This is a genomic window from Desertivirga xinjiangensis, assembly GCF_024436435.1.
GTDB lineage: Bacteria > Bacteroidota > Bacteroidia > Sphingobacteriales > Sphingobacteriaceae > Desertivirga > Desertivirga xinjiangensis.
In genome coordinates, this window is the sequence record NZ_JAFMZP010000003.1 from 652,344 (window position 1) to 674,421 (window position 22,078).

Genomic DNA, 22,078 nt, shown 5'->3' on the forward strand with positions numbered 1-22,078 from the left:
GAAGACCAGCCTAAGCGAACTATGCATAGGAGGCGTGCCTCAGCAAGAGGTCCTGAAACAAGTTCGCTTGAAAACTTTAACAGACTTTAACCTGTACTAATTTGTATTTGTACACTTATAAAGTATTTTTGAAAAAAATTAATAAAAATGAATTTTCCAGCTGAATTAAAATACACCAAAGACCATGAGTGGATCCGTATCGAGGGAAGCGAAGCTATTGTTGGCATAACCGACTTCGCTCAGCGCGAATTAGGCGATATCGTTTATATCGATATTAATACTCAGGGGCAGGAAGTAGCTCAAAATGAAATCTTTGGTACGGTTGAGGCTGTCAAAACAGTGTCAGATTTATTTATCCCGGTAACAGGAACTATCCTTGAGATTAATCCGCTGCTAGATAGCCAGCCTGAATTGGTAAATCAGGATCCTTATGGAGATGGCTGGTTAGTAAAGATCACCCTAAGTTCTGAAACAGAAGCTGCAGACCTCCTTTCTGCTGAGGACTACAAATCACTAATAGGCGTTTAATGATAAACACGATAAAGCACCAGTACCTTGCGATCCTATGGGCAATACTGGTGCTCATTCTATGCGACATGCCCACCGATACTCTCGAAAACGGTGTTCCGGTATTCGAGGGCATGGACAAACTGGTTCATACAGGTTTTTTCTTCGTACTAACTGTGCTGTTGTTTTATGGAAAAATACGGCAACAAAAAAGCTATTATTTCCGTATTACAACCATTGTGAAAATCCTTTTGGTTACTGCTTTCCTGGGTGCAGGAATTGAAATACTACAGTGGAAAGTTTTCACTTACCGCTCTGCCGAGTGGTGGGATCTTTTCTGTGACATGGTAGGAGTAGGGATGGGTATTTTCAGTTACATATTTTTGCACAGAAACGGCCATGAAAAATTTATTTAAAATCGCATTACTAGCTCTTACAATCACATCTATTACTTCCTGCAGCATCTTCAAAAAAGACTGCAACTGCCCGCATTTCAAGCAACAAAGTTTATAGCGTCCATAATCGGGACCTCTTGATGACGAAGAAAGCGATTTGATGCGCCTTTCTTATCACGGCCGTCATGCCGAATTTATTTCGGCACCTCTTGAACTATGTATAGCGCGCCCTGCTTAGCCAAGAAGTCCTGAAACAAGTTCAGGATGACGAAGAAAGCTAATTAAGAAAGCTCCGGTGCTCTATGCATAACACCTGAAAAATTCTTATTACAAAGAAAGCGATTTGATGCGCCTTTCTTATCACGGCCGTCATGCCGAATTTATTTCGGCACCTCTTGAACTATGTATAGCGCGCCCCGCTTAGGCAAGAGGTCCTGAAACAAGTTCAGGATGACGCAGAAAGCTAATCAGGAATGCTTTAGAGTTAGTCATCCCTAAAACAATAATCCATTTTCAAATATTACCATACGGTCCACTAAAATTCAATAACTTCGCTGTATGACAAATTTTGCTGAGGATTTTCTTAAAACATCTGAGACAAAAGCCTTTGATCAGGATCACCGTCGCATCATAAATTTCAACATGGGTCGGTATCATACCGCAGTAGAACGCGGTTTATCCAGACTAGCCAATCTGGAGGCTTCTAAAAGAAAGGCCCATACCATAAAATGGCGTGTGATGGAAAATCTGGACAAATTCCTTCCCGAATTTGAGGCGAACATTCAAAAACGGGGCGGCAAAGTCATCTGGGCCAACGATGCAGAAGAAGCGCAACGCGAGATTCTAAGTATCCTCCGGAAGGCCAACGCAAAAACTGTCATTAAATCGAAATCTATGTCCACTGAAGAAATTCATTTAAATGAATTTCTGGAAGAAAACCATATTGAGTCACTCGAAAGTGATTTAGGCGAATACATAGTGCAGCTATTGGGACAGAAGCCCTATCACATAGTTACTCCGGCCATGCACCTGAGTAAAGAGGATATCGCCAAACTGTTCCATGAAAAATTCGGTACCCCTCCGGATGCTACACCCGAACAACTGACTTTAAAAGCCCGGGAGCTACTCAGGGAAAAATACACTACAGCTGATGTCGGTATTACCGGTGCAAACTTTCTTATTGCCGACACCGGAAGTGTAGCTCTTACCGAAAATGAAGGCAATGCCCGCTTAACCACTACGTTCCCGAAGATTCATATTACTATCGCCGGAATTGAAAAGATCATCCCCTCTATAAATGATCTCGATTTATTCTGGCCACTGCTCTCTACTCACGGCACCGGCCAAAACCTTACGGTGTATAACAGCATTTTAAGCGGTCCCCGCCAGGCAGATGAAACCGACGGCCCGGAAGAGATGTACGTTATCTTGCTGGATAACGGACGTACGAACCTGTTAGCACAAAAAGAGCAACGCCAAGGCTTGTATTGTATCCGCTGCGGAGCATGTTTAAATGCCTGCCCGGTTTACAAAAATGTAGGCGGGCATACTTATGAAACAACTTACAGCGGGCCTATTGGTTCGGTGATCACTCCCCACATGAGGGGTATGGAGGAGTTCAAACACCTTAGCTACGCTTCCAGCTTATGCGGAAAGTGCTCCGAAGTGTGTCCGGTCAAAATCGACATACACAAAATGCTGTTGCTTAACCGCAGAGATGCTGTAAATAGTGGAGAAGTGAGTAAGCTTGAGAAAGTAGGTTGGGCTGGATGGCGCAAAGGAATGCTCAAACGAAGTTTTATGGACATGGTTGGCGGCAGAATGAAGAACTTCCTGATGCGAAGCTTTTTCAAAGGCGCCTGGGGTAAGCATCGCGAATTGCCTGAAGTGGCGCCTAAATCTTTCAGTAAGCAATGGAAGCAAGAAAATAAATAAAAGGAGGCAAAATGCCTCCTTTTTTATTTATTCGTCTATTCGTCATCCTGAACTTGTTTCAGGACCTCTTGTTCTATACATAGCTCAAGAGGTGCCGAATCCTGAAGTTAATTCAGGATCGGCATGACATGGAGCTTAGGAAACTATATTCCCCGGCTTGGTCTCGCTGATCTGGATGAGCCTTGATCAGATCCCTGCCTTCCGGACTGGCCCTGCGATTGAGAGCTTCTTCCGGGACTTTGACTTCCCTGGCTCGAACGCTCGCTTATCCCCGGATTATTTCTTTGAGGCCTAGCATCTCTCGAAGTCCTTGGAGAGTCTTGCCGCTGAGAAGGAGAAGGGCTCGTTGCCGGCGAAGTCCCACGATCGCTATTTTGTTCCCTGTTTCGTGTATAATCAGGTCGCTGATTGTTGGCACTCCGGTAAACGGCCCGTCTTTCATTATCATACCTGTCATTACCAGGCCTGTCCCCTGATGGTCTTTCATTGTTTCCCGGGTAAGATTTTTGCGGTGTGCTTCCTGATCTGCCATCGTTATCATCCCTGTGCTGGTTTCGGCCAGATGCATTGTACTGATCCCTATCCCTCGAAGAACCAGAATTACTACTGCCCCTTCCAGGCCGGCTGTTAACTTCCGGACGGTAGATGCGCAATGAACCATTGCTTGCCTCCGCACGCGACGGCCTGCCACTGTTGTCGATCCTATGAACCGTTACGCGGCTGCGGGTTACCCGTTCAATTTCATCCCGGCGCGGACCAGAAACATACCGTCGGTTGTTGTTTACATAAATATTGTTGATAACGGTGGTGCGGTTGTAAATATTAACCACTCTTGGCTGCGGCAGGCAATAGTTGTAGATATTCCTGCTCGTAACGTACCGTTTAGGAACAAATACCCAGCGAGCTAAAGGAATGTTGATGTTAATATTGATATCAACGCCAGGACCCAGCGGAGCCCATCCATAATAATCATTGTCTGATCTCCAGCTTACCCAGGCAGGTCCCCACTCGTCCCCAGGTATCCAGATCCAACCATAATAATCATCAAATGTCCATCGTCCGTAGTGGAAAGGCGCCCAGCCCCATTCATAATCCGACACCCAGGTGTTTCCATATTCGGTAACTACCCATTGCCCGCGGGTAGCGTAGGGCTGAAAGCCCTGCTCAACCCGGGGAATCCACACCTGGCCGTAATTGCCATAGGTCATCCAGCGGCCATAAGGCGCAAGGTCCTGGTAAAACGAATAGGATGAACCATACATCCGGGCTTGTGCCATCACGGTAGTGGCACCTGCCAGGCTCGCTGCTACTACAAGTAACAGGCCCAGCGCTAATTTTCTAAATACTCTCATATCTGTGTGTGTTTTGGGTCGCCCCTTTATTCTTTGAATAACGAAATTGCTTAAAGTTTATTTGCTAGTAAGAATCTATTTGCTTGAACTTCAATGGATAAGGCGGTATGCGTTGCCTTGCTGCAGCTGATTTGCAGAAAAAACGTCAATCTTACCCAGCCTCATCCTTGCAAATCGAAAATTAAATGTTACAATTACAAGGATGAAGATAACAAGGAAAGGGTAGAACTTAAAAAGATTATATTCCAGAAAAATTCTATTTTAGCCCCAAATATCTAAAAATTAACACTCTCGATGAGTACGACTCTTGTTTTTGGCGCCACAGGCCAGTTAGGATCATGTCTGAAGTTCGTTTCCGAACAAAATAAAATCGACAATAGTATATTTCTTTCTGAAGAAGAAGCAGATATTTTGAATCCTGAGGTGATAAAGAATGCGTTCGAAAAATATAAGCCGGCATATTGCATCAATTGTGCGGCTTATACCGCCGTTGATAAAGCCGAGGACGATGTTGACATTGCCAGGAAAGTAAATAAAGACGGGGCGGCAAACCTTGCCAGGCTCTGTGCGGAATATGAAACCACCCTCATCCATGTCTCCACCGACTTTGTGTTCGCAGGAAACGTACCCAAGCTATTATCAGAAACCGATGAGGCAGAGCCCATCAACGTATACGGACTAACAAAACTCGAAGGAGAGCTGGTTATCCCATCATTCACGGAGAAATACTATATCCTTCGCACCAGCTGGTTATATTCTGAATACGGAAATAACTTCGTCAAGACCATGCTGAAGCTTGGAAATGAACGCGAGCAGTTAAGCATCATTGCCGATCAGATTGGCACGCCTACCTATGCAATTGATCTGGCCACTACCATCCTTCACATTATCCAAAATGACGAGCAGCAATACGGAATTTATCATTACAGTAATGAAGGAGTAACATCCTGGTACGATTTTGCCAAAGCCATTTTCGACATAGGCAAGGTGCAGGTGAAGGCTCTTCCAATAAAAAGTACTGAATACGTGACCAGGGCAACCCGCCCGGCTTTTTCGGTGATGGATAAATCGAAGATCAAATCGACCTTCGGAATAGGCATTTCGTATTGGAGGGATAGTTTAGAAGTATGTATAAGCAGATTAGGTTAACAGGTAAATAAAATATATGAAAGGAATTATACTTGCCGGTGGTTCGGGTACCCGTTTACACCCGCTTACTTTAGCAACTAGTAAACAAATGATGCCGGTTTATGATAAGCCGATGATCTATTATCCTTTGTCAATTCTGATGCTCGCCGGGATAAAAGAGGTGCTTATAATTTCAACCCCTCACGACCTTCCTAACTTTGAAAAATTGCTGGGAGATGGCTCACAGATAGGCTGTAAGTTTTCTTATGCCGTTCAGGAAGAACCTAATGGTCTGGCACAGGCATTCGTGATAGGAGAGGAATTTGTAGGAAGCGACAGTGTAGCTCTTATTCTCGGCGATAATATTTTCTACGGCGACGGCTTGTCGCATCTTTTACAAGAACTAAAGGAACCGGAAGGCGGCGTAGTATTCGCATACCAGGTTTCAGATCCTGAACGCTATGGTGTGGTAGAATTCGACGGCGGCAACAAGGTAATTTCCATCGAAGAAAAACCAGTGAACCCGAAATCCAACTATGCAGTTCCGGGACTATACTTTTATGATAACTCAGTAGTAGAAATTGCAAAGAACATCAAACCCTCTCCGCGCGGAGAATACGAGATCACTGATGTAAATAAAGAATACCTTCGTCAGGGAAGGCTCAAAGTAGGTGTTTTGAGTCGCGGTACAGCCTGGCTGGATACCGGGACATTCAATTCATTGATGCAGGCTGGTCAGTTTGTGCAGGTAATTGAAGAACGCCAGGGACTAAAGATTGGCTGTATTGAAGAGGTGGCTTTCCGTATGGGATTCATCACTGCCGAAGAATTAAAAGCAGTAGCCTCGCCTTTGGTAAAAAGTGGGTACGGCCAGTATCTTCTTAAACTCGTTCAATAAGGTTGAATGTTTGCTTTTTAAAATACTTAAAACAAAATAGAGATTTTGTAATTTGAATACATAGTTAAAATAATTTTTATATTTTTATAATTCATTTACTGAAATAAATTCAATTAAACTCCAAATTCAATAAAATAATGAAAGTAGCTCTAATTACCGGCATAACGGGTCAGGACGGTGCATACCTGGCTGAGTTCCTGTTAAAAAAAGGATACCAGGTACACGGACTTAAAAGACGTTCGTCTTTATTTAATACAGATCGTATAGACCACCTATACCAGGACCCGCATGATACCAACATTAAGCTACAGCTTCATTATGGTGATTTAACTGATTCAACGAACCTTATCCGTATCATACAGGAAATTCAGCCTGACGAGATCTTCAACCTGGCTGCAATGAGCCACGTTAAAGTGAGCTTTGATACTCCCGAGTACACAGCTAACGCTGATGGTATCGGAACATTACGTATCCTTGAGGCGGTTCGCTTATTAGGTTTGACTAAAAAAACACGTGTATATCAGGCTTCTACATCAGAGCTTTACGGTTTAGTTCAGGCGGTTCCGCAAAGCGAAACAACACCTTTTTACCCAAGATCACCATATGCCGTAGCCAAAATGTACGGATATTGGATCACGGTAAACTACCGCGAAGCATATGGCATGTACGCTTGCAACGGTATTTTATTCAATCACGAAAGTCCTATCAGAGGGGAAACTTTTGTTACCCGTAAAATCACCCGTGCTGCTTCCAAAATCGCTTTAGGCTTGCAAAACTGCCTGCATTTAGGAAACCTTTCGGCACAGCGGGACTGGGGACATGCCAAAGATTATGTAGAAGCTATGTGGTTGATCCTTCAGCAAGATACGCCGGAAGATTATGTAATTGCTACAGGAATCACCACTACCGTTCGTGACTTTGTTAGAATGAGCTTCGCAGAACTTGGTATCGAAGTTGAATTCAGCGGAAAAGACGAAAACGAAAAAGGTGTGATCGTTGATGTCGATCAGGTAAAAGCACTGGATCTGGGTTTAAACCTGGAAGCGTTGAAGGTTGGTCAGACCGTAGTAAAGGTAGACCCAAGATACTTCCGTCCAACAGAAGTGGATTTATTGTTAGGAGATCCTACCAAAGCAAAAACAAAGCTGAACTGGCAGCCTAAGTACGATTTACCTCTATTGGTAAAAGATATGATGCAATCAGATCTTAACCTGGTTAAGAAAGACGAGTACTTAAAGCAAGGTGGTTACAATATCCTTAACTACTTCGAGTAAGATAACTGTTATTGGAAGACGCAAAAGCCTGTAAGATAGCTATCTTACAGGCTTTTGTGTCTTTATTGAGCTTAATAGCGCTAACAAGCACCATTTACATTAAAGAAACGCCTCTTCAATTCGCTTAAAGCTGATCTCATCACTTGCAGAATTATAAGCGCTAATTTCCCTCTTATAAAACTTATCGATAAATAACTTTAATAGATAAATAACTTTTGAACTATTATCTGAATTTTGTAGTAATTCTTTGACTAATAAATTTGTTAGCTTCAACTTTTGAGACTTATATTGACTAATCATGAGGCTAGAATCTGAGTCTGAGTGAATCTCAATCATTTTTTCAACCTTTTGAATTTCTTCAACTAAGTCTAGAATTCTATATAGTGCATTGTCCTTCATTGTGCTAAGTGTTAATGATGAATCTCCAAAAAACCCTTCGAAAGTTTATTCCCCTTCCGATTTCGTCTCGTTTTAGTAAATCTGTCTAACCAATATGAAATATCGCTCACCGTTTTAAATCTTTCTTTATGTTCCTCTGGATAGACCTCAATAATATAAGCATCTAGCAGATAATTTCTTTCGGAGTTGGGATATTTAAATTTATTAATTTTATCTCCAACTCTCGCTAGTTCATTATGTTCTAAAAAAGTGACTAGATCGATGTCGCCGGGATCTTGCGTCCTAGTTACAAAGGAACCATCAATCCATTGAGTAAAGCCTTTCAAGTCGCATTCAAGCTTCAATTCTGAATTATACTCCATTAGTTTTTTAAAAAGAGTGCTTCTTTTATCACTGGGGATATTAATAACAAATTCAGATTGTAATTCCTCTAAATTCGACTCAATTTTAGCGTCAGGAACCAACAACCCAGCTTGATTAAATATTAGCATCTTGTCAAGTATTTCTTAAAAACGTGCAAAGTACCAGGCAGTATTTCAAATCAAAGCTACTAATTTACTAATTATTAGCCGAAGAGCTAGTGAACGCGACCCCCCTTTTTTAAGTATGCAGTTCGGCCGCCACTTGGCTGAAGTTCCGAAGTTCCAACAACTGGATCGGCAAATGTCCCGATCTTCTTAACCGCTCAATAGCCTATGCTGTCATCCACATCATATTTAACGCCCGGGTAATTCAATATCTTTCGCATGAGGCCTAATTGTCCAAATAGGTAACTTTCGCGGTCGATGCACATGCCAATCATGTTAAGTTTATTCTCTTCAACATAGGGAACATTCATCCCAAATGGATATGCCTGCATAAGCTCCGCCTCCTCGATTTGTAAGAGCTTTTGATATAAAATAGGGGAGATCTTATGCCATTCCTTCTTCAGCTCGTCCAGAGAAGGGTATGTAGCATTCGGATCGAGGGCTTTGGCGTCCTTAAACAAGTCTTCATTCGGGTCCTTCTCCGGAATATCTAGTATGTTTGCCAGCCAATACCGGCTGTTTACCAGATTACCTGCCATCCAGGTAAAGTGGTTAGTTTTGTTTTCAATGCGCTTTTGAGCATCCGCTTCCTGAACTTCATCCAGCATATTGTTGAACATCTGGGTATGCATTCGGTAACCGGGAATAATGACTGCGAGCGATCTGGCTACGGGATTTTCCATGATTTTCTATTTTAGGTTACTGTTCAGAAATTTTCTTTACCACCATCAGGCCTTTGTTAAAGCCCTCACTCATCATATCTGCCCATTTTTCATCCGTTTGTACTGAAGCTATCAGGGAGGTCGTCCCGTTATTTTCTGAGAGATGATACTCCTCCAGTGAACCTGCCCAGCTCTTTACTTTTTCACTGGTAGTATCTTCTTTTCCATCGATAATCTCACCAAGGTGCTCAAAGACTACGTCATAAGGCTCATTTAAGGTTTTAATGGTACTCACCATGCCATGACCTTTCGTATCCGTGAATAGCGTTTTCCCGCCTTCCTTCCAGTCGCTTTGCATCACAGAACCGCTGTCAGGGTCAGGATTGAAGAAAGCCGTCCATTGAGGGTAATTCGCTTCATTCCAAAGCGCATCCCATACTTTTTGCACCGGTGCATTGATCTCTTTTCTGAATTCTAGTGTTTTCATAATGTACATCTTTAGGTAATCTGGTTAAACAAATTTAACCTTTTTACAGAGTCGGGATGAGGGTTATCTTGACAAGTTGCAGGGTGATTTGCGACATGCTACGCTGAGACCATGAACTTCAAAGCCCGTAATTGTTTTTTGCAGGTTGTCGCTTTCATAACTAAATACTTTTATGTTTCCGGTTAACGGAACCCATTATAGGCGTCTTTGGGCAGCCCTAAAGAAAAAATTTCCCAACTCCTCCATCCCGGATGAAATACAACAAACTGTATTATTTACTTTTGCTCATCCTAAAAGATCAAATACAATTCTGAGACAATGTCAAAAGCTTTCGGTAAAACATGGTGGGGCGAACAATGGCTGAACTCTTTAAACAATATTGATTACAGTAACCGCTTGCCTCGTGGCAGCAGCTACGCCCGCGGAGGAGCAGTTACCAAAATTGACATTAAAGAAAATGAGATAAATGCAAAGGTGCAGGGAAGCCGTCCGAAACCTTACAATGTAGATATCATTTTACCTCCGTTTTCTGATCGTCAGTTAAGCTCTTTTATAGATGCGCTGGCAGAGCGGCCTGTTATCATCTCCAGATTGCTCAACCGGGAACTCGACCCTGAGGTACTTGATGTCGCCGAAAACAGCAGCCTTAAGGTTTTTCCGGGACAATGGACTGACCTTACAATGAATTGCTCGTGCCCCGACTGGGCAGTGCCCTGTAAACATCTTGCAGCCGTTATTTATAAGGTAAGCGCCGAAATAGACAACAACCCGTTTTTAGTGTTCAGTCTGCATAAAGTGGATTTACTTGCGGAGCTGAATAAACGTGGGATCTTTGTAAAAAGTGATTCCCTGAAAATACCAGCCTTAACGGATCTTTATTTCGAAAGAGAACAGAAAATAACAACGGAAGCATCCTTCAATCCTGAGAAAGCTTATGCCAGGCTTTCTTATTCCGATCTGCCTTCCTTGCACCAGCCATTGAATGCCCTTCTGTCGGATTACCCCGCTTTTTACCAGGGTAGTGGAAATTTTAAGGAAAAATATACCAGTGCTCTGAGCCGCATTGTAAAAAAAGCGGAAAGGATAATACAAGGAAAAATAGATCTGCAGTCCGTATTGGATAAGACGCTAAACGAACAGCAGCAAGTTACCACACACAGTCTGAGCAAGGTAGTGGTTGATGAAAAGCAGCAGGCTAAGGTACTGGTCAGCGAAACCACATTTTCTTTGTCCGATTTCCTTGTGCAGCTGGAGCAAATTCCTTTTTCAAAGGCATTCGACTACCAACCCTCTACTACGGCATTGCACACCGTATTTTACACCGCTCTGCACCTGGTGGCTAAAGGTGCAATTGTGCCGCAGGTTGTGCAACAATCCGATAAAACTTTCGGTGTAAGATGGCTGCCGGCTATGTTAAGCAAAGAAGTCCGCCAGTTAATGGAAAAACTTCAGGATATTTTGCCGCCCGGCATTTTTTTCTGTCAGGAAAAAACGACTGCCAGAGAAGTAAACTGTAATCAGTCTGTTAACCTTCTGGCCTTATTCCTCACCGAACTGATAGCTATTTTTGCAGAAAGGAACTTTGACGACCTGTTCCTCAATTTATTTTTTAGGAAGCATGCCTACCATTTTGGCAAACCGGGCGAAGCCGCCCTGAACGGGGGCATGGCCGCGTGGATCCAGAAATATTATCTTACACAAGGCAATTACAAACCCCAGGTTGTAGTAGAAGAGCGTGCGGACAGTAGCTTTCTTATAAGCCTTAATATCTATCACAAAGACGAGACACTGAGCAAGCCGAACCCTCTCGGGGACATTCTGACACTTAAAAAGTTTGATCAGCAGCGCTATGAAATCCTGCAGTCAACAACGCAGCTAAGCAGCTTCATTTCCGGACTGGACCGTTATATCAATTCAAAAGGAGAGGAACTCATTGTGATGGATGAGAATGCCTTTACGCCATTCCTGTTCCAGAGGATCCCGGCAATACAATTGCTGGATATAGACATCCTCCTGCCAAAATCATTACAACAGATACTAAAGCCGAAGCTGAGTTTAAAACTCAAAAAGAAAGCCGGAAGATCCTTCCTTCGGCTCGATCAGCTGCTGGAATTCGACTGGCAGATAGCAATAGGCGATACCTTAATGGACGAAAAGGAGTTTAAAAAACTGCTTCATAGATCAGATAGTCTTATTAAGTATAAGAGCAATTACATTTATGTGAATAAGGAGGAACTGGAAAAGTTGCATAAGCACTTCAGTAGTAAGAAGGAGCTTTCGGCTTTCGAAATTCTTCGGACCGCCCTAAGCGGAGAGTATTTCGGTGCTCCCGTCAGCCTGACGAAGGAAGTAAGGGACTTGATAGATGAACTGAACAGCAGCAAAGAAATCCCCCTGCCCCAGGGTATCCATGCACAGCTTCGCCCTTATCAGAAACGTGGATATTCCTTTATGTACCGCAACGCAAAAATTGGTTTCGGTTCCGTTATTGCTGATGACATGGGACTGGGGAAAACCTTGCAGGTGATCACCACACTATTAAAATATAAAGAAGAGGGCTTGCTGAAAGACAAAAAAGCCCTGATTGTAGTGCCCACTGGTTTGCTAACCAACTGGCTGGCTGAAATTGAAAAATTCGCACCGTCATTGAGCGTACATGTTTTTTACGGCGCTAACAGAAAGCTGGAAGAAAAAACCGACATCGTGCTTACATCCTATGGTGTAGCAAGGACTGAAGCTCCTATGTTAAAAAAGCTTCCCTGGCATTCGTTGATCATTGATGAAGCCCAGAATATCAAAAACCAGGATACCGCACAGGCTAAGGCGATCAAAGGTATAGCTGCCGATAATTTTATCGCTATGAGCGGCACACCCGTTGAAAATCGTCTTAGTGAGTTTTGGAGCATATTTGATTACAGCAACAGGGGACTATTGGGCAACTCGAAGGAATTTAAAGACCTGTATGCTACTCCCATTGAAATCTATAACGATAAGACAGTAGCCGAAAAGTTAAAGAAAGTAACCGCGCCCTTTATGATGCGTCGTCTCAAAACGGACAAGTCTATCATCAGCGACCTGCCTGATAAGATCGAAATGGATTGCTTTTCTGTTTTAGCAAAAGAGCAGGCAGGTTTATATGAAAAAACGTTAGAGGAAGCCATGAAGGAAATTGAGGGCATAGATACTTCGGATAAAAAAAGGTTATTTGTGCGGCAAGGCCTGGTATTGCAGATGATACTGGCACTGAAACAGATATGTAACCATCCTGCCCAGTTTTTAAAGAACAATGTTTTAGATCCTTCATTAAGCGGCAAGCTTAATTTATTGTTTGATAAATTAGATAGCATCAGAGAAAACAATGAAAAGGTGTTGATCTTTACCCAGTTTGCTGAGATGGGCAGGATCCTGCAGGATGTTATCGCCGAACGTTATAATGAAAGTCCATTGTACTACCACGGAGGATGTTCTTTAAAACAACGTAAAGAAATGGTGGAAAATTTCCAAACCAACCATGCCGACCGGATATTCATCCTATCGCTGAAGGCGGCAGGAACAGGATTGAATCTAACCGCAGCCAGTCATGTAATCCACTATGATCTATGGTGGAATCCTGCCGTGGAGGCTCAGGCAACCGACAGAGCTTATCGTATCGGTCAAAAAAGCAATGTGATGGTTCACCGGTTCATTACTAAGAATACTTTCGAAGAGCGGATCAATGACATGATTCAGTCAAAAAAGGCGCTGGCCGATATGTCCGTAGCTGCAGGCGAGAACTGGATCGGTAATCTGAGTAATAAAGAGCTCAAAGAACTACTTGTAATGAGTTGAACTGAGGAATAGAGTATGGATTCGATAAGAATATGGGTATAGGCACAGAAATTATCCCGGACATTATTCGAAGCTCAGATATCATCTGCCAAAGTTTGTCCAAAGTATTATCATGAAGCTGCAAATTAACCCCAGCCCAAACCCAGCTCAACCCCACTTTAACCGCACCTTGACCGCTCGAACAGGGGTTAATCTGAAATTAATCTCCATTTTATTCACCATTTATCTGATGTAGATTATTTAATCCTTTACATCTTTTTCATAGATTTATCTAATTGAAACTTAAATAATTAAATCACTATGGCAAGATATAAAAACGGAATTAACGGCCCTTTTCGAGGAAAAGCCGGATCAGTTGTGGGATGTAAATGGAAAGAAATCGACTATATACGCGGGCTACCAAAACGTTCCAGCAAACCTCCAACAAAAAAAAAGGCAACTGCCCAGCAAGTCTTTGCTTTTGTGCAAAAATGGCTTAAACCAATTAACGGCCTGGTAAACGTTGGTTTCGCAGATGTTCATCCAAATCGAACCGGCCTAATGTCTGCACATTCTTATAACCAGCTCAATGCGCTTGCAGGCGGATATCCAAACATGGAGATTGACTATTCAAAGGCACGTTTCAGTATGGGAAGTTTGCGTCCGGCTTCAAGTGCTTCAATGCAGTTGATAAATGATCATACCCTTTTAATCGAGTGGGATACATCATGGGATTCAACATGCAGTTATGATGATTCCCTAATGTATTTTATCTATTTTCCCGATCTCGGCCAAGTTATGCTTCCTGGGGAGAGCCGAAGTGCACAAAGAAAAGATGGCAGACTCATAGTGAATCTTGAAAAGGAATTCATCAACTCCCGACTGGAAGTGCAAATAGCATTTAAGTCTGTGTTGACCAGTGCAGTTTCTACGAGCCAATATTTAGGGGGGATTCGTTTCGATGCGGAAGTGCCCGAAATTCCAACTGTGAAGGAACCGAGAGAGTTCTGCGCAACAGTAAGCCTCACAGGAATATTAAGGGTTAAATAGCCGTTCTTATAAGGTGTCTGCACCTGCCTTTAGCTAAGGTGCAGACACGCCGGCTTTTCTTTTATATTAATTCTATAAAAAAAAACAGATTCTATTAATTTTTCTATTTTTGGGAGATTTTAATAAAAAATTACATCTATCTGGGAAAAGCTAAGGAGTATTATCCTGCTTATTAATATGATGAACCTTAAATCTTTCAAGAATTTGAATATAAACAAATTAGTGAGGCTGGTGATATTGTTGGTAGCCGTCGCTATTTATACTCCTCTTCAGGCTCAAAATACACAAAACTTAAGTAGTGTCCGGGTAGACGAACTCTCCGATGCGCAGATACGCCAGTTCATTCAACAGGTTGAAGCAAGCGGATTAAGCGAAGCACAATTGGAGCAGGTAGCTTCTGCCAGGGGCATGGCTCCATCCGAGATCGCCAAACTTCGCGAAAGGGCTAATAAATTAAAAGAACAGCAGGGAGGCTCTTCAAACTCACAAAACCCAGGTTCCTCGTCAGGTCGTTCTTCGGGAAGCCAGAAGCAGACCTCAGAACCGGGCAGACAGCTCAATTTTCAGCCAGATTCTCTGGCTCAAGATCCTGCAAAGGCAGAACAAGCTCTTGATGCCTTTAAGCCAAAAATCTTCGGAGAGGATCTGTTCAAAAACTCCCAGATCACTTTTGAACCAAATCTTCGTATTGCTACTCCGCCGAACTATCAGTTAGGACCCGACGATGAGTTAAATATTGATATTTACGGTTATTCAGAGGCAAATTATAAACTAAAAGTATCTCCTGAAGGTGTAATTAATATCCCTTATGTAGGAAATGTGCAGGTAAGTGGGTTAAGTATGGATCAGGCTACGCAGCGCATCAAGTCGCGTCTGGCAACTATCTACTCCAACATCAATACGGGCAATACGAAAGTTGCCGTCTCCCTGGGAAATATAAGAGGTATAAAAGTAACGTTGTTAGGAGAAGTGAGACGTCCCGGGACCTACACCTTACCATCGTTAGCTACCGTTTTTAATGCATTGTACTCATCAGGTGGACCTTCAGAAAACGGATCATTCAGAACAATTGAGGTTATCCGGAATAACCGGGTAGTTGCTACACTCGACGTGTATGATTTTTTGCTGAGAGGTTTCCAAAGAAACAATATTCGTTTGCAGGATCAGGACGTGATCCGTATTCCCACATACAAAAAACGTGTGCAGTTTTCAGGGGAGGTGAAACGCCCTTACATTTTTGAAGCGTTAGATAAAGACAGATTGCGGGATATCATTGACTTCGCCGGAGGATTTACCACCGAAGCATATAGCGCACGAATAAAAGTCATTCAGAACACCGCTAAGGAGCGCCGAATCACTGATGTATTTAGTGAGAATTTTGCTAGTTATATACCTCAGAACGGCGATAAGTACTTTGCCGAGCCAATATTGGAGCGTTTTGAAAACAGGATTGCTATTGAGGGCGCAGTCTTTCGCCCAGGCCAATATCAGCTGGAGCAAGGCTTAACACTTTCACAGTTGATCAAAAAAGCTGAAGGGGTTACAGAGGATGCATTTCTTCCTCGAGGATACATAACACGTTTGAAGGCGGATAACACATCTGAACTTATTTCATTCGATCTTGGAAAAGTGCTATCTGGGACTGCAGCAGACATCACGCTTCAACGAGAGGATGTGGTGACAATTTCTTCGATCTTCGATCTGCGGGATGAGTATAAAGTGCGGATTGACGGGGAGGTCCGTTCTCCGGGAGAGTATGATTATGCCGAGAATTTAAGTTTGGAGGATCTTATCCAACAGGCCGGTGGGTTTAAAGAAGGCGCAAGTGCTAAACGTATCGAGATTTCGAGAAGGGTTAAGAACAGTGAAGCCGGTGCGGCTAATTCAGTAACTGCTCAGGTATTCCAGGTGGATGTTGATCAAAACTTGAGAATAAGAGGACCGCGTTTCGTGTTGCAGCCCTTTGATATTGTGGCGGTGCGTAATGCTGCGGGGTACGAGGTGCAACGGCAGGTGCGTGTGGAGGGGGAGGTTCTATATCCTGGTGCTTATACCATTACTCGCAGGGATGAACGGGTTTCTGATCTGGTGAAACGTGCGGGAGGATTTACTGATCTGGCTTATTTGGATGGAGCGTCTTTGAAGAGAGGGGATGCGGCTGAGAAAGGATCTGGTAAGAATAGGATTAGCAGCAGCGGAACTGAGCAGGATAAGATTGACAGGTTGAAAAGACTGCAGAGTACCGTAAATGATTCTGTGGATCGAGTGGATGAAAATCTTTTGAAAAATGCGTTGGTGGGAATTAATCTAGGGCGTATCATGGATAACCCTGGCGCGAAGTATGATTTGACTTTGGAGGATGGGGATGTGTTAATTGTACCGAAGCAACTACAGACTGTGAAAGTAAATGGTGAGGTGCTTGCTCCGGTGACGGTTGTGTTTTCTAATTCAAAAGGTTTTAAGGATTACATTTCAAGTGCGGGAGGGTTCTCTCAAAAAGCTCTGAAGAAACGAGCTTATATCTTATATCCGAACGGGAGTATACAATCAACAAAACGTTTCTTGGTATTTAATAACTATCCGATTGTTAAATCTGGAGCTGAGATTTTTGTGCCTACAAAGGCTGAACGAAGGAAATTAACGCCTGGAGAGACCATCGGGCTTGCTTCGTCAATAGCTTCGTTAGCTGCAATTGCATTTGGAATTTTAAATAGTGTATTTTAATGACAGAAAATCCTTCTTTTGAAGATGAAATATCTTTGAAAAATATTCTATTGGGTCTAAGACGTTGGATTCAGTTCCTAATGTCTAGGTTTGTAACGCTCCTTATAGTAGGATTGGTTGGTTCGCTGATAGGGTTTGTGTACGCCTATACAAAAAAGATAAAGTACGTTGCAGAATTTAGCTTCGCGTTAGAAGACGAGAAATCTTCGGGTGGAATTGGCGCGTATGCAGCGCTGGCTGGGCAGTTTGGATTGTCTATGGGCGGAAGCGGTGGAGGTGCCTTTACCGGAGATAACTTGTTAGAGTTAATGCGTTCTAGAAAGATGGTTGAAAAGGCATTGCTTACTAGTTTTGAAATTAATGGACAGCTAACGACGCTTGCTGAATACTATATAACATTTAATGAGTTAAGAGAAGGATGGGGAAAAAAAAAGCCTGAGCTATTAAATATTCATTTCCATCCGAATGCAAATCGCAAGACTTTTAATTTGAGCCAGGATAGTTTATTAGGGGTGTTTTATAAGGCGTTAATCAAAGATGGTCTTGAGGTTGGCAAGGTCGATAAGAAACTCAGTATTATACTTGTTAAAGTTAGATCTGAAAATGAATTGTTTTCCAAATATTTCACTGAAGCTTTGGTTAATAACGTCGCCGATTTTTATATTCAAACTAAAACAAAAAAATCTGTTCAGAATTTGACAATTCTGCAACATCAGACTGATTCAATAAGAATGCAATTGAATGCAGCGATTTCTGGGGTTGCAGCTTCTGTGGATGTGAATCCTAATCAAAACTTGGCTAAACAGGTTTTGCGCGTACCATCTCAGCGGCGAGCTGTCGACGTACAAGCTAATACGGCAATTTTGTCCGAACTTGTTAAGAATTTGGAAATTTCTAAAGTATCGCTACGACGTGAGACCCCATTAATTCAGGTTATTGATACACCTATCCTGCCACTTGAGAAGGAAAAAACAAGCAAATTGAAAAGTATGATATTAGGAGGATTTATCTCTTCGATAATAGCTGTCACATTTCTAATTTTACAACGGATTTATAGAGATATCTTAAACAAATGATAGTTATTTCTCATAGAGGTTACTGGAAAGAGCCTAATGAAAAAAATACATTTAAAGCATTTGAAAGAAGCTTTAGCTTAGGTTATGGCACAGAAACGGATATTAGAGATTACATGGGCCAATTGGTAGTATCCCATGATATGCCAACGTCGGAAAGTATTTCAGTTGATGATCTTTTTTCTGCATATAAGAAATATAATATTGAAAAGACAGCGCCATTAGCATTAAATATTAAAGCCGACGGGCTTCAACTCCCATTAATGACTAAACTTGAGGAGTATAAGATTAACAACTATTTTTTGTTCGACATGTCAATCCCGGATTTAAAAGTAACGGTTGAGGTAGGTTTGAAATCATACAGTAGATTGAGTGAGTTTGAAACAGATTTGCCGTTCTATGGCTCTATCAAAGGCATTTGGCTTGATTCTTTTGTTCACACTTGGTATACAAAAGGAATCCTTACTGAGCATCTAAAGAATAGCAAGCAAATTTGCATCGTATCAGCAGAGCTGCATAGACGCGATCATTTACAACAATGGAATGAACTTTTGAATATTGGAATCCAAGAGATGGAAAATGTTATACTATGTACAGATCTTCCAGAACAGGCTTCATTATACTTTAATGTATGACCCAAATTAAAGCGATTATATTCGATATGGATGGGGTGCTTATAGATGCCAGAGAATGGCACTATGAAGCTCTCAACAGAGCATTAGGCCTTTTTGGCGAAGAGATAAGCCGCTATGACCATCTTATAACGTTTGACGGATTACCTACTAAGGACAAACTTAATATGCTTACGCTAGAAAGAAAGTTTCCGATAGGGTTACACAACTTTGTCAACTTGATGAAGCAAGAGTATACAATGGAAATAATCTTTGCAAAATGTAAACCGACATTTCATCATCAATATGCGCTGTCAAAGTTGAAAAATGAAGGTTATAAAATGGCGGTATGCTCAAATTCGATTAAAAATACTATTCAAGTAATGATGGAAAAATCTGGGCTACTTGGCTACCTGGATTTCTTTATCTCTAATCAGGATGTAGTGAAGGGGAAGCCTGATCCTGAAATGTATAATCTGGCTATTAGAAGATTGGGCCTTTTGCCTTCCGAATGTTTAATAGTTGAGGATAACGAAAATGGGGTACGAGCAGCCCTAGCAAGTAAAGCAAATTTATTGCGAGTAGAGCAAGTTAGTGATGTGAACTACTTTAATATCATTAATAGAATAAAGGAAATAGAGTCTAATGATTAACATAGTAATACCCTTAGCGGCGAGCAAGCTTGATGACGACAATGAGAATTTTCTTTATCCTTTACCTTTAGTAGACATCCAAGGTCGCGCTCTAATTGAATATTTGCTAGAAAATTTAAACAAGATTGACGACGAAAAAAGATTCATTTTTGTATTAAAACAATCAGATTGCAAACGGTTTCATTTAGATAATACGCTAAGACAACTTGTTAATAGCTCGACCTTTATTAGGATCAACGGGCAAACTAAAGGTGCGGTATGTAGTATCCTCTTGTCTATTGACAATATTGAAAAGAGTGATGAACTAATCATTGTTAACTCGGATCAAGTAATAGATGTTGATTACAATATCGTTTTGAACAAATTCCGGACAGTAAATGCGGACGGTGGTCTTATAACCTTCCCTTCCGTTCATCCCAGGTGGTCTTTCGTGAGATTAGATAATCATGTGGTCGTAGAAACGGCCGAAAAAAATCCGATCAGCAATAAAGCAATAGCGGGATTTTATTATTTTAAGAAGGCTATAGACTTTATAGAAGGGGCCTTCGATGTGATAAAATTTGATGATAACGTATTGGGCAACTATTATACATCAAGTGTATATAATCAAATGATCCTTAACGGTAAAAAGATAGAGACATTTGAAATTCCAAAAGATGCTTATCACTCTTTTTACTCTCCACAAAAGATTAAAGAGTTCGAAGAGTTTTTAAAATTGACGCATGGAAAAGTTTGACCTAAATAAAATGAAAGGAGGCTGGTTTATCGGAAATTTCGAACCAACTCTGTTCAATACTACAGATGTTGAGGTGGCAGTAAAGAAGTATAGCAAGGGCGCGTACGAGTCTCGACATTTCCACAAAGTAGCTACTGAGTTTACTGTGATAGTAAATGGGGTTGTAAGAATGTCGGGTGTAGAATATTCTTCAGGAAGTATACTTAAAATACAGCCTTTTGAGGCTACTGATTTTGAAGCTTTAACAGATGTGACAACTGTTGTAGTAAAACTTCCTGGAGCAAATAATGACAAGTATACTGATTTATGATTTTAAAGTTAATTAGATTCAAATCTAATTCTCTTTTAAGCCTAATCTATAGACTGCGTTTTATGTATATAACGAGAAATGATTGGGTAATGGGGAGGGTAGCTTGCTTAGGTTCTAGAAGTTTTGAAAATACTAAATCAAACTATAAAATGTATAATTTACAAAAAGGCAGAATTGACTTTTTGTTAGACTCGTTTGAGAAGGGTAAAAACCAAACAAAGCCTTCGTTAGATTTACTCAAATTTATTGTTAGGGATGACATCAAGAAAATTGCTTTACAGCAGTTTTACTCTTTCTTCAATGCTGGAAACGCGCCTAAATATCTAATCATGGATTCTTCTTCAGAAATGGCGGATTATAAGTTTGTCTCTGCGAAGAATAAAGAATGCTTTTTCTTCGCATATTTTTCAGATGTTAAGAGAAATAGCGGCACAGATCTGTTGTCCTCAGGTTTGCTAAATATTGATGCCAGTTTAATGGGTTTATATTTACGTTTTTTCGCTGCTATAAGATCTAAGTATCCTGATATACCCATAATTTATATTCATTATCCGTCCAAGTTTGAAAAGAGGCAAAGTTTATTAAAAAGGCATCACAATTTAAGAAAGTTGATTAGGCAAGTCTCTCATAAATTAGATAACTTTCACATTATAGATATTCCGGACGACAAGGTTGAAATGCAAGATAGCAGCGATTCTCTTTATCATTTTACCGCTAGTGTTTATTCCTATATTAGCAAGGAAATATCAGTTTTAATAAAAGACGAATAACATAGCAAAGCATTGCATCAAGTTAATTAACAGAATAAGTAATGATGAAGCCAACCATAAATATAGTTATTCCAATGGCAGGAAACGGCAGCCGATTTGCGTCGGCAGGCTATGAAAAGCCCAAGCCGTTCATTGAAGTTAATGGAAAAACGATGATAGAAAGGGTAATTGAAAATTTGCAGTACCCTGGTGCTAAGTTTTTTTTGATAGGGCGTAAGGACCATATAGAAAGAGAGAAAGATATTGTGGAGAGGATTACTTCCAGGTATAGTGCTACCTTTATTGGTATAGAGAACACTACTGAGGGAACAGCATGTACTGTTTTATTTGCCAAAAGATTTATTGATAATGAAATCCCTTTATTGATCGCCAATTCTGACCAACTTGTTGATATAAATATAGCTGATTTTGTTGATTATAGTATTCGAAATCAATATGATGGTTCAATATTATGTTTTAAAGATTCCGAAAGGAACCCCAAGTGGTCTTTCGCAGAAATCGATTCTGATGGATTGGTACTCAGAGTGAAAGAAAAAGAAGTAATATCTCCCTACGCAACAGTTGGTATATATTTATTTGGTAATGGAAGCTCGTTTGTTAATTACGCAATTGATATGATAATTAGAAATGAGCGGGTTAATAATGAGTTTTACACCTGTCCTGTATATAATTATGCTATCTCTGAAGGCTCAAAGATAGGTATTTACTTAATTGACTTCAATCAAATGAACGGTTTAGGAACACCAGAAGATTTGAATAAATATTTAAGCAAGAACTAGC

Annotated in this window: 21 protein-coding genes; 16 read left to right on the top strand and 5 right to left on the bottom strand. The window is 41.3% G+C overall.

Annotation, left to right across the window (positions count from 1 at the left end; all coding sequences use genetic code 11):
• Positions 1–147 precede the first annotated feature (147 nt).
• The 3 genes from gcvH to J3P37_RS10965 all read left to right on the top strand — a co-directional run bounded on the left by gcvH (position 148) and on the right by J3P37_RS10965 (position 2,837).
• Positions 148–528 carry a glycine cleavage system protein GcvH gene (gcvH, locus tag J3P37_RS10955; protein ID WP_256011153.1) on the top strand — a complete coding sequence of 127 codons (381 nt, stop codon included), beginning with the start codon at positions 148–150 and terminating at the stop codon, positions 526–528.
• Positions 528–923 carry a VanZ family protein gene (locus tag J3P37_RS10960; protein WP_256011154.1) on the top strand — a complete coding sequence of 132 codons (396 nt, stop codon included), beginning with the start codon at positions 528–530 and terminating at the stop codon, positions 921–923. The genes gcvH and J3P37_RS10960 overlap by 1 nt, the downstream gene beginning before the upstream one ends.
• 537 nt (positions 924–1,460) lie before the next feature.
• Positions 1,461–2,837 (top strand): LutB/LldF family L-lactate oxidation iron-sulfur protein, encoded by a 1,377-nt coding sequence (locus tag J3P37_RS10965; protein ID WP_256011155.1) that lies wholly within the window; start codon positions 1,461–1,463, stop codon positions 2,835–2,837.
• A gap of 143 nt (positions 2,838–2,980) precedes the next feature.
• Here the strand turns inward: J3P37_RS10965 and J3P37_RS10970 are convergent, their stop codons facing one another.
• On the bottom strand, positions 2,981–4,189 hold the full coding sequence (locus J3P37_RS10970) for a DUF6600 domain-containing protein (protein WP_256011156.1): 1,209 nt from the start codon (positions 4,187–4,189) through the stop codon (positions 2,981–2,983).
• A gap of 294 nt (positions 4,190–4,483) precedes the next feature.
• Between J3P37_RS10970 and rfbD the strand changes: the two genes are divergently transcribed.
• The 3 genes from rfbD (at position 4,484) to gmd (ending at position 7,489) form a co-directional block, all read left to right on the top strand.
• Positions 4,484–5,338, top strand: coding sequence for a dTDP-4-dehydrorhamnose reductase (gene rfbD / locus J3P37_RS10975; protein WP_256011157.1), 855 nt, complete (start codon positions 4,484–4,486; stop codon positions 5,336–5,338).
• A gap of 16 nt (positions 5,339–5,354) precedes the next feature.
• Positions 5,355–6,215: a glucose-1-phosphate thymidylyltransferase RfbA gene (gene rfbA / locus J3P37_RS10980; protein ID WP_256011158.1), complete on the top strand. Its 861-nt coding sequence runs from the start codon at positions 5,355–5,357 to the stop codon at positions 6,213–6,215.
• Positions 6,216–6,352: 137 nt separating this feature from the next.
• Positions 6,353–7,489 (top strand): GDP-mannose 4,6-dehydratase, encoded by a 1,137-nt coding sequence (gmd, locus tag J3P37_RS10985; protein ID WP_256011159.1) that lies wholly within the window; start codon positions 6,353–6,355, stop codon positions 7,487–7,489.
• 99 nt (positions 7,490–7,588) lie between these two features.
• Here the strand turns inward: gmd and J3P37_RS10990 are convergent, their stop codons facing one another.
• The 4 genes from J3P37_RS10990 to J3P37_RS11005 form a co-directional block, all read right to left on the bottom strand.
• Entirely contained in the window at positions 7,589–7,888 is a 300-nt protein-coding gene (locus J3P37_RS10990; RefSeq protein ID WP_256011160.1) for a hypothetical protein, read from the bottom strand.
• An 11-nt stretch (positions 7,889–7,899) separates the two neighbouring features.
• A complete protein-coding gene (locus J3P37_RS10995; protein WP_256011161.1) occupies positions 7,900–8,379 on the bottom strand; it encodes a DUF6932 family protein in 480 nt (159 codons plus the stop codon).
• 194 nt (positions 8,380–8,573) lie between these two features.
• Complete coding sequence (locus tag J3P37_RS11000; RefSeq protein ID WP_256011162.1) at positions 8,574–9,098, bottom strand: DinB family protein; 525 nt, start codon at positions 9,096–9,098, stop codon at positions 8,574–8,576.
• A gap of 16 nt (positions 9,099–9,114) precedes the next feature.
• Positions 9,115–9,564, bottom strand: coding sequence for an SRPBCC family protein (locus J3P37_RS11005; protein WP_256011163.1), 450 nt, complete (start codon positions 9,562–9,564; stop codon positions 9,115–9,117).
• Between the two features lie 318 nt (positions 9,565–9,882).
• On the opposite strand from J3P37_RS11005, the gene J3P37_RS11010 reads away from it, so the two are divergent.
• The 10 genes from J3P37_RS11010 to J3P37_RS11055 all read left to right on the top strand — a co-directional run bounded on the left by J3P37_RS11010 (position 9,883) and on the right by J3P37_RS11055 (position 22,077).
• A complete protein-coding gene (locus J3P37_RS11010) occupies positions 9,883–13,392 on the top strand; it encodes an SNF2-related protein (RefSeq protein ID WP_256011164.1) in 3,510 nt (1,169 codons plus the stop codon).
• Positions 13,393–13,692: 300 nt separating this feature from the next.
• Positions 13,693–14,421, top strand: a complete 729-nt coding sequence (locus J3P37_RS11015; protein ID WP_256011165.1) for a DUF6266 family protein — start codon at positions 13,693–13,695, stop codon at positions 14,419–14,421.
• Between the two features lie 177 nt (positions 14,422–14,598).
• Positions 14,599–17,145 (top strand): SLBB domain-containing protein, encoded by a 2,547-nt coding sequence (locus J3P37_RS11020; protein ID WP_256011166.1) that lies wholly within the window; start codon positions 14,599–14,601, stop codon positions 17,143–17,145.
• Positions 17,145–18,221 (top strand): GumC domain-containing protein, encoded by a 1,077-nt coding sequence (locus J3P37_RS11025; protein ID WP_256011167.1) that lies wholly within the window; start codon positions 17,145–17,147, stop codon positions 18,219–18,221. The genes J3P37_RS11020 and J3P37_RS11025 overlap by 1 nt, the downstream gene beginning before the upstream one ends.
• Positions 18,218–18,853 carry a PI-PLC domain-containing protein gene (locus tag J3P37_RS11030; RefSeq protein ID WP_256011169.1) on the top strand — a complete coding sequence of 212 codons (636 nt, stop codon included), beginning with the start codon at positions 18,218–18,220 and terminating at the stop codon, positions 18,851–18,853. Before J3P37_RS11025 ends, J3P37_RS11030 begins: the two co-directional genes overlap by 4 nt.
• Positions 18,850–19,482, top strand: coding sequence for an HAD family hydrolase (locus tag J3P37_RS11035; RefSeq protein WP_256011170.1), 633 nt, complete (start codon positions 18,850–18,852; stop codon positions 19,480–19,482). The genes J3P37_RS11030 and J3P37_RS11035 overlap by 4 nt, the downstream gene beginning before the upstream one ends.
• A complete protein-coding gene (locus J3P37_RS11040) occupies positions 19,475–20,218 on the top strand; it encodes a glycosyltransferase family 2 protein (protein WP_256011171.1) in 744 nt (247 codons plus the stop codon). The genes J3P37_RS11035 and J3P37_RS11040 overlap by 8 nt, the downstream gene beginning before the upstream one ends.
• Entirely contained in the window at positions 20,205–20,528 is a 324-nt protein-coding gene (locus tag J3P37_RS11045; RefSeq protein WP_256011173.1) for a hypothetical protein, read from the top strand. Before J3P37_RS11040 ends, J3P37_RS11045 begins: the two co-directional genes overlap by 14 nt.
• Before the next feature lie 62 nt (positions 20,529–20,590).
• Positions 20,591–21,298: an SGNH/GDSL hydrolase family protein gene (locus J3P37_RS11050; protein ID WP_256011174.1), complete on the top strand. Its 708-nt coding sequence runs from the start codon at positions 20,591–20,593 to the stop codon at positions 21,296–21,298.
• Positions 21,299–21,339: 41 nt separating this feature from the next.
• Positions 21,340–22,077, top strand: coding sequence for a glycosyltransferase family 2 protein (locus tag J3P37_RS11055; RefSeq protein WP_256011175.1), 738 nt, complete (start codon positions 21,340–21,342; stop codon positions 22,075–22,077).
• Position 22,078 lies beyond the last annotated feature (1 nt).

Coding starts and splice junctions, on each gene's coding strand:
- gcvH (WP_256011153.1), top strand. CDS start 148: ATGAATTTTCCAGCTGAATTAAAATACACCAAAGACCATGAGTGGATC.
- J3P37_RS10960 (WP_256011154.1), top strand. CDS start 528: ATGATAAACACGATAAAGCACCAGTACCTTGCGATCCTATGGGCAATA.
- J3P37_RS10965 (WP_256011155.1), top strand. CDS start 1,461: ATGACAAATTTTGCTGAGGATTTTCTTAAAACATCTGAGACAAAAGCC.
- J3P37_RS10970 (WP_256011156.1), bottom strand. CDS start 4,189: ATGAGAGTATTTAGAAAATTAGCGCTGGGCCTGTTACTTGTAGTAGCA.
- rfbD (WP_256011157.1), top strand. CDS start 4,484: ATGAGTACGACTCTTGTTTTTGGCGCCACAGGCCAGTTAGGATCATGT.
- rfbA (WP_256011158.1), top strand. CDS start 5,355: ATGAAAGGAATTATACTTGCCGGTGGTTCGGGTACCCGTTTACACCCG.
- gmd (WP_256011159.1), top strand. CDS start 6,353: ATGAAAGTAGCTCTAATTACCGGCATAACGGGTCAGGACGGTGCATAC.
- J3P37_RS10990 (WP_256011160.1), bottom strand. CDS start 7,888: ATGAAGGACAATGCACTATATAGAATTCTAGACTTAGTTGAAGAAATT.
- J3P37_RS10995 (WP_256011161.1), bottom strand. CDS start 8,379: ATGCTAATATTTAATCAAGCTGGGTTGTTGGTTCCTGACGCTAAAATT.
- J3P37_RS11000 (WP_256011162.1), bottom strand. CDS start 9,098: ATGGAAAATCCCGTAGCCAGATCGCTCGCAGTCATTATTCCCGGTTAC.
- J3P37_RS11005 (WP_256011163.1), bottom strand. CDS start 9,564: ATGAAAACACTAGAATTCAGAAAAGAGATCAATGCACCGGTGCAAAAA.
- J3P37_RS11010 (WP_256011164.1), top strand. CDS start 9,883: ATGTCAAAAGCTTTCGGTAAAACATGGTGGGGCGAACAATGGCTGAAC.
- J3P37_RS11015 (WP_256011165.1), top strand. CDS start 13,693: ATGGCAAGATATAAAAACGGAATTAACGGCCCTTTTCGAGGAAAAGCC.
- J3P37_RS11020 (WP_256011166.1), top strand. CDS start 14,599: ATGATGAACCTTAAATCTTTCAAGAATTTGAATATAAACAAATTAGTG.
- J3P37_RS11025 (WP_256011167.1), top strand. CDS start 17,145: ATGACAGAAAATCCTTCTTTTGAAGATGAAATATCTTTGAAAAATATT.
- J3P37_RS11030 (WP_256011169.1), top strand. CDS start 18,218: ATGATAGTTATTTCTCATAGAGGTTACTGGAAAGAGCCTAATGAAAAA.
- J3P37_RS11035 (WP_256011170.1), top strand. CDS start 18,850: ATGACCCAAATTAAAGCGATTATATTCGATATGGATGGGGTGCTTATA.
- J3P37_RS11040 (WP_256011171.1), top strand. CDS start 19,475: ATGATTAACATAGTAATACCCTTAGCGGCGAGCAAGCTTGATGACGAC.
- J3P37_RS11045 (WP_256011173.1), top strand. CDS start 20,205: ATGGAAAAGTTTGACCTAAATAAAATGAAAGGAGGCTGGTTTATCGGA.
- J3P37_RS11050 (WP_256011174.1), top strand. CDS start 20,591: ATGTATATAACGAGAAATGATTGGGTAATGGGGAGGGTAGCTTGCTTA.
- J3P37_RS11055 (WP_256011175.1), top strand. CDS start 21,340: ATGATGAAGCCAACCATAAATATAGTTATTCCAATGGCAGGAAACGGC.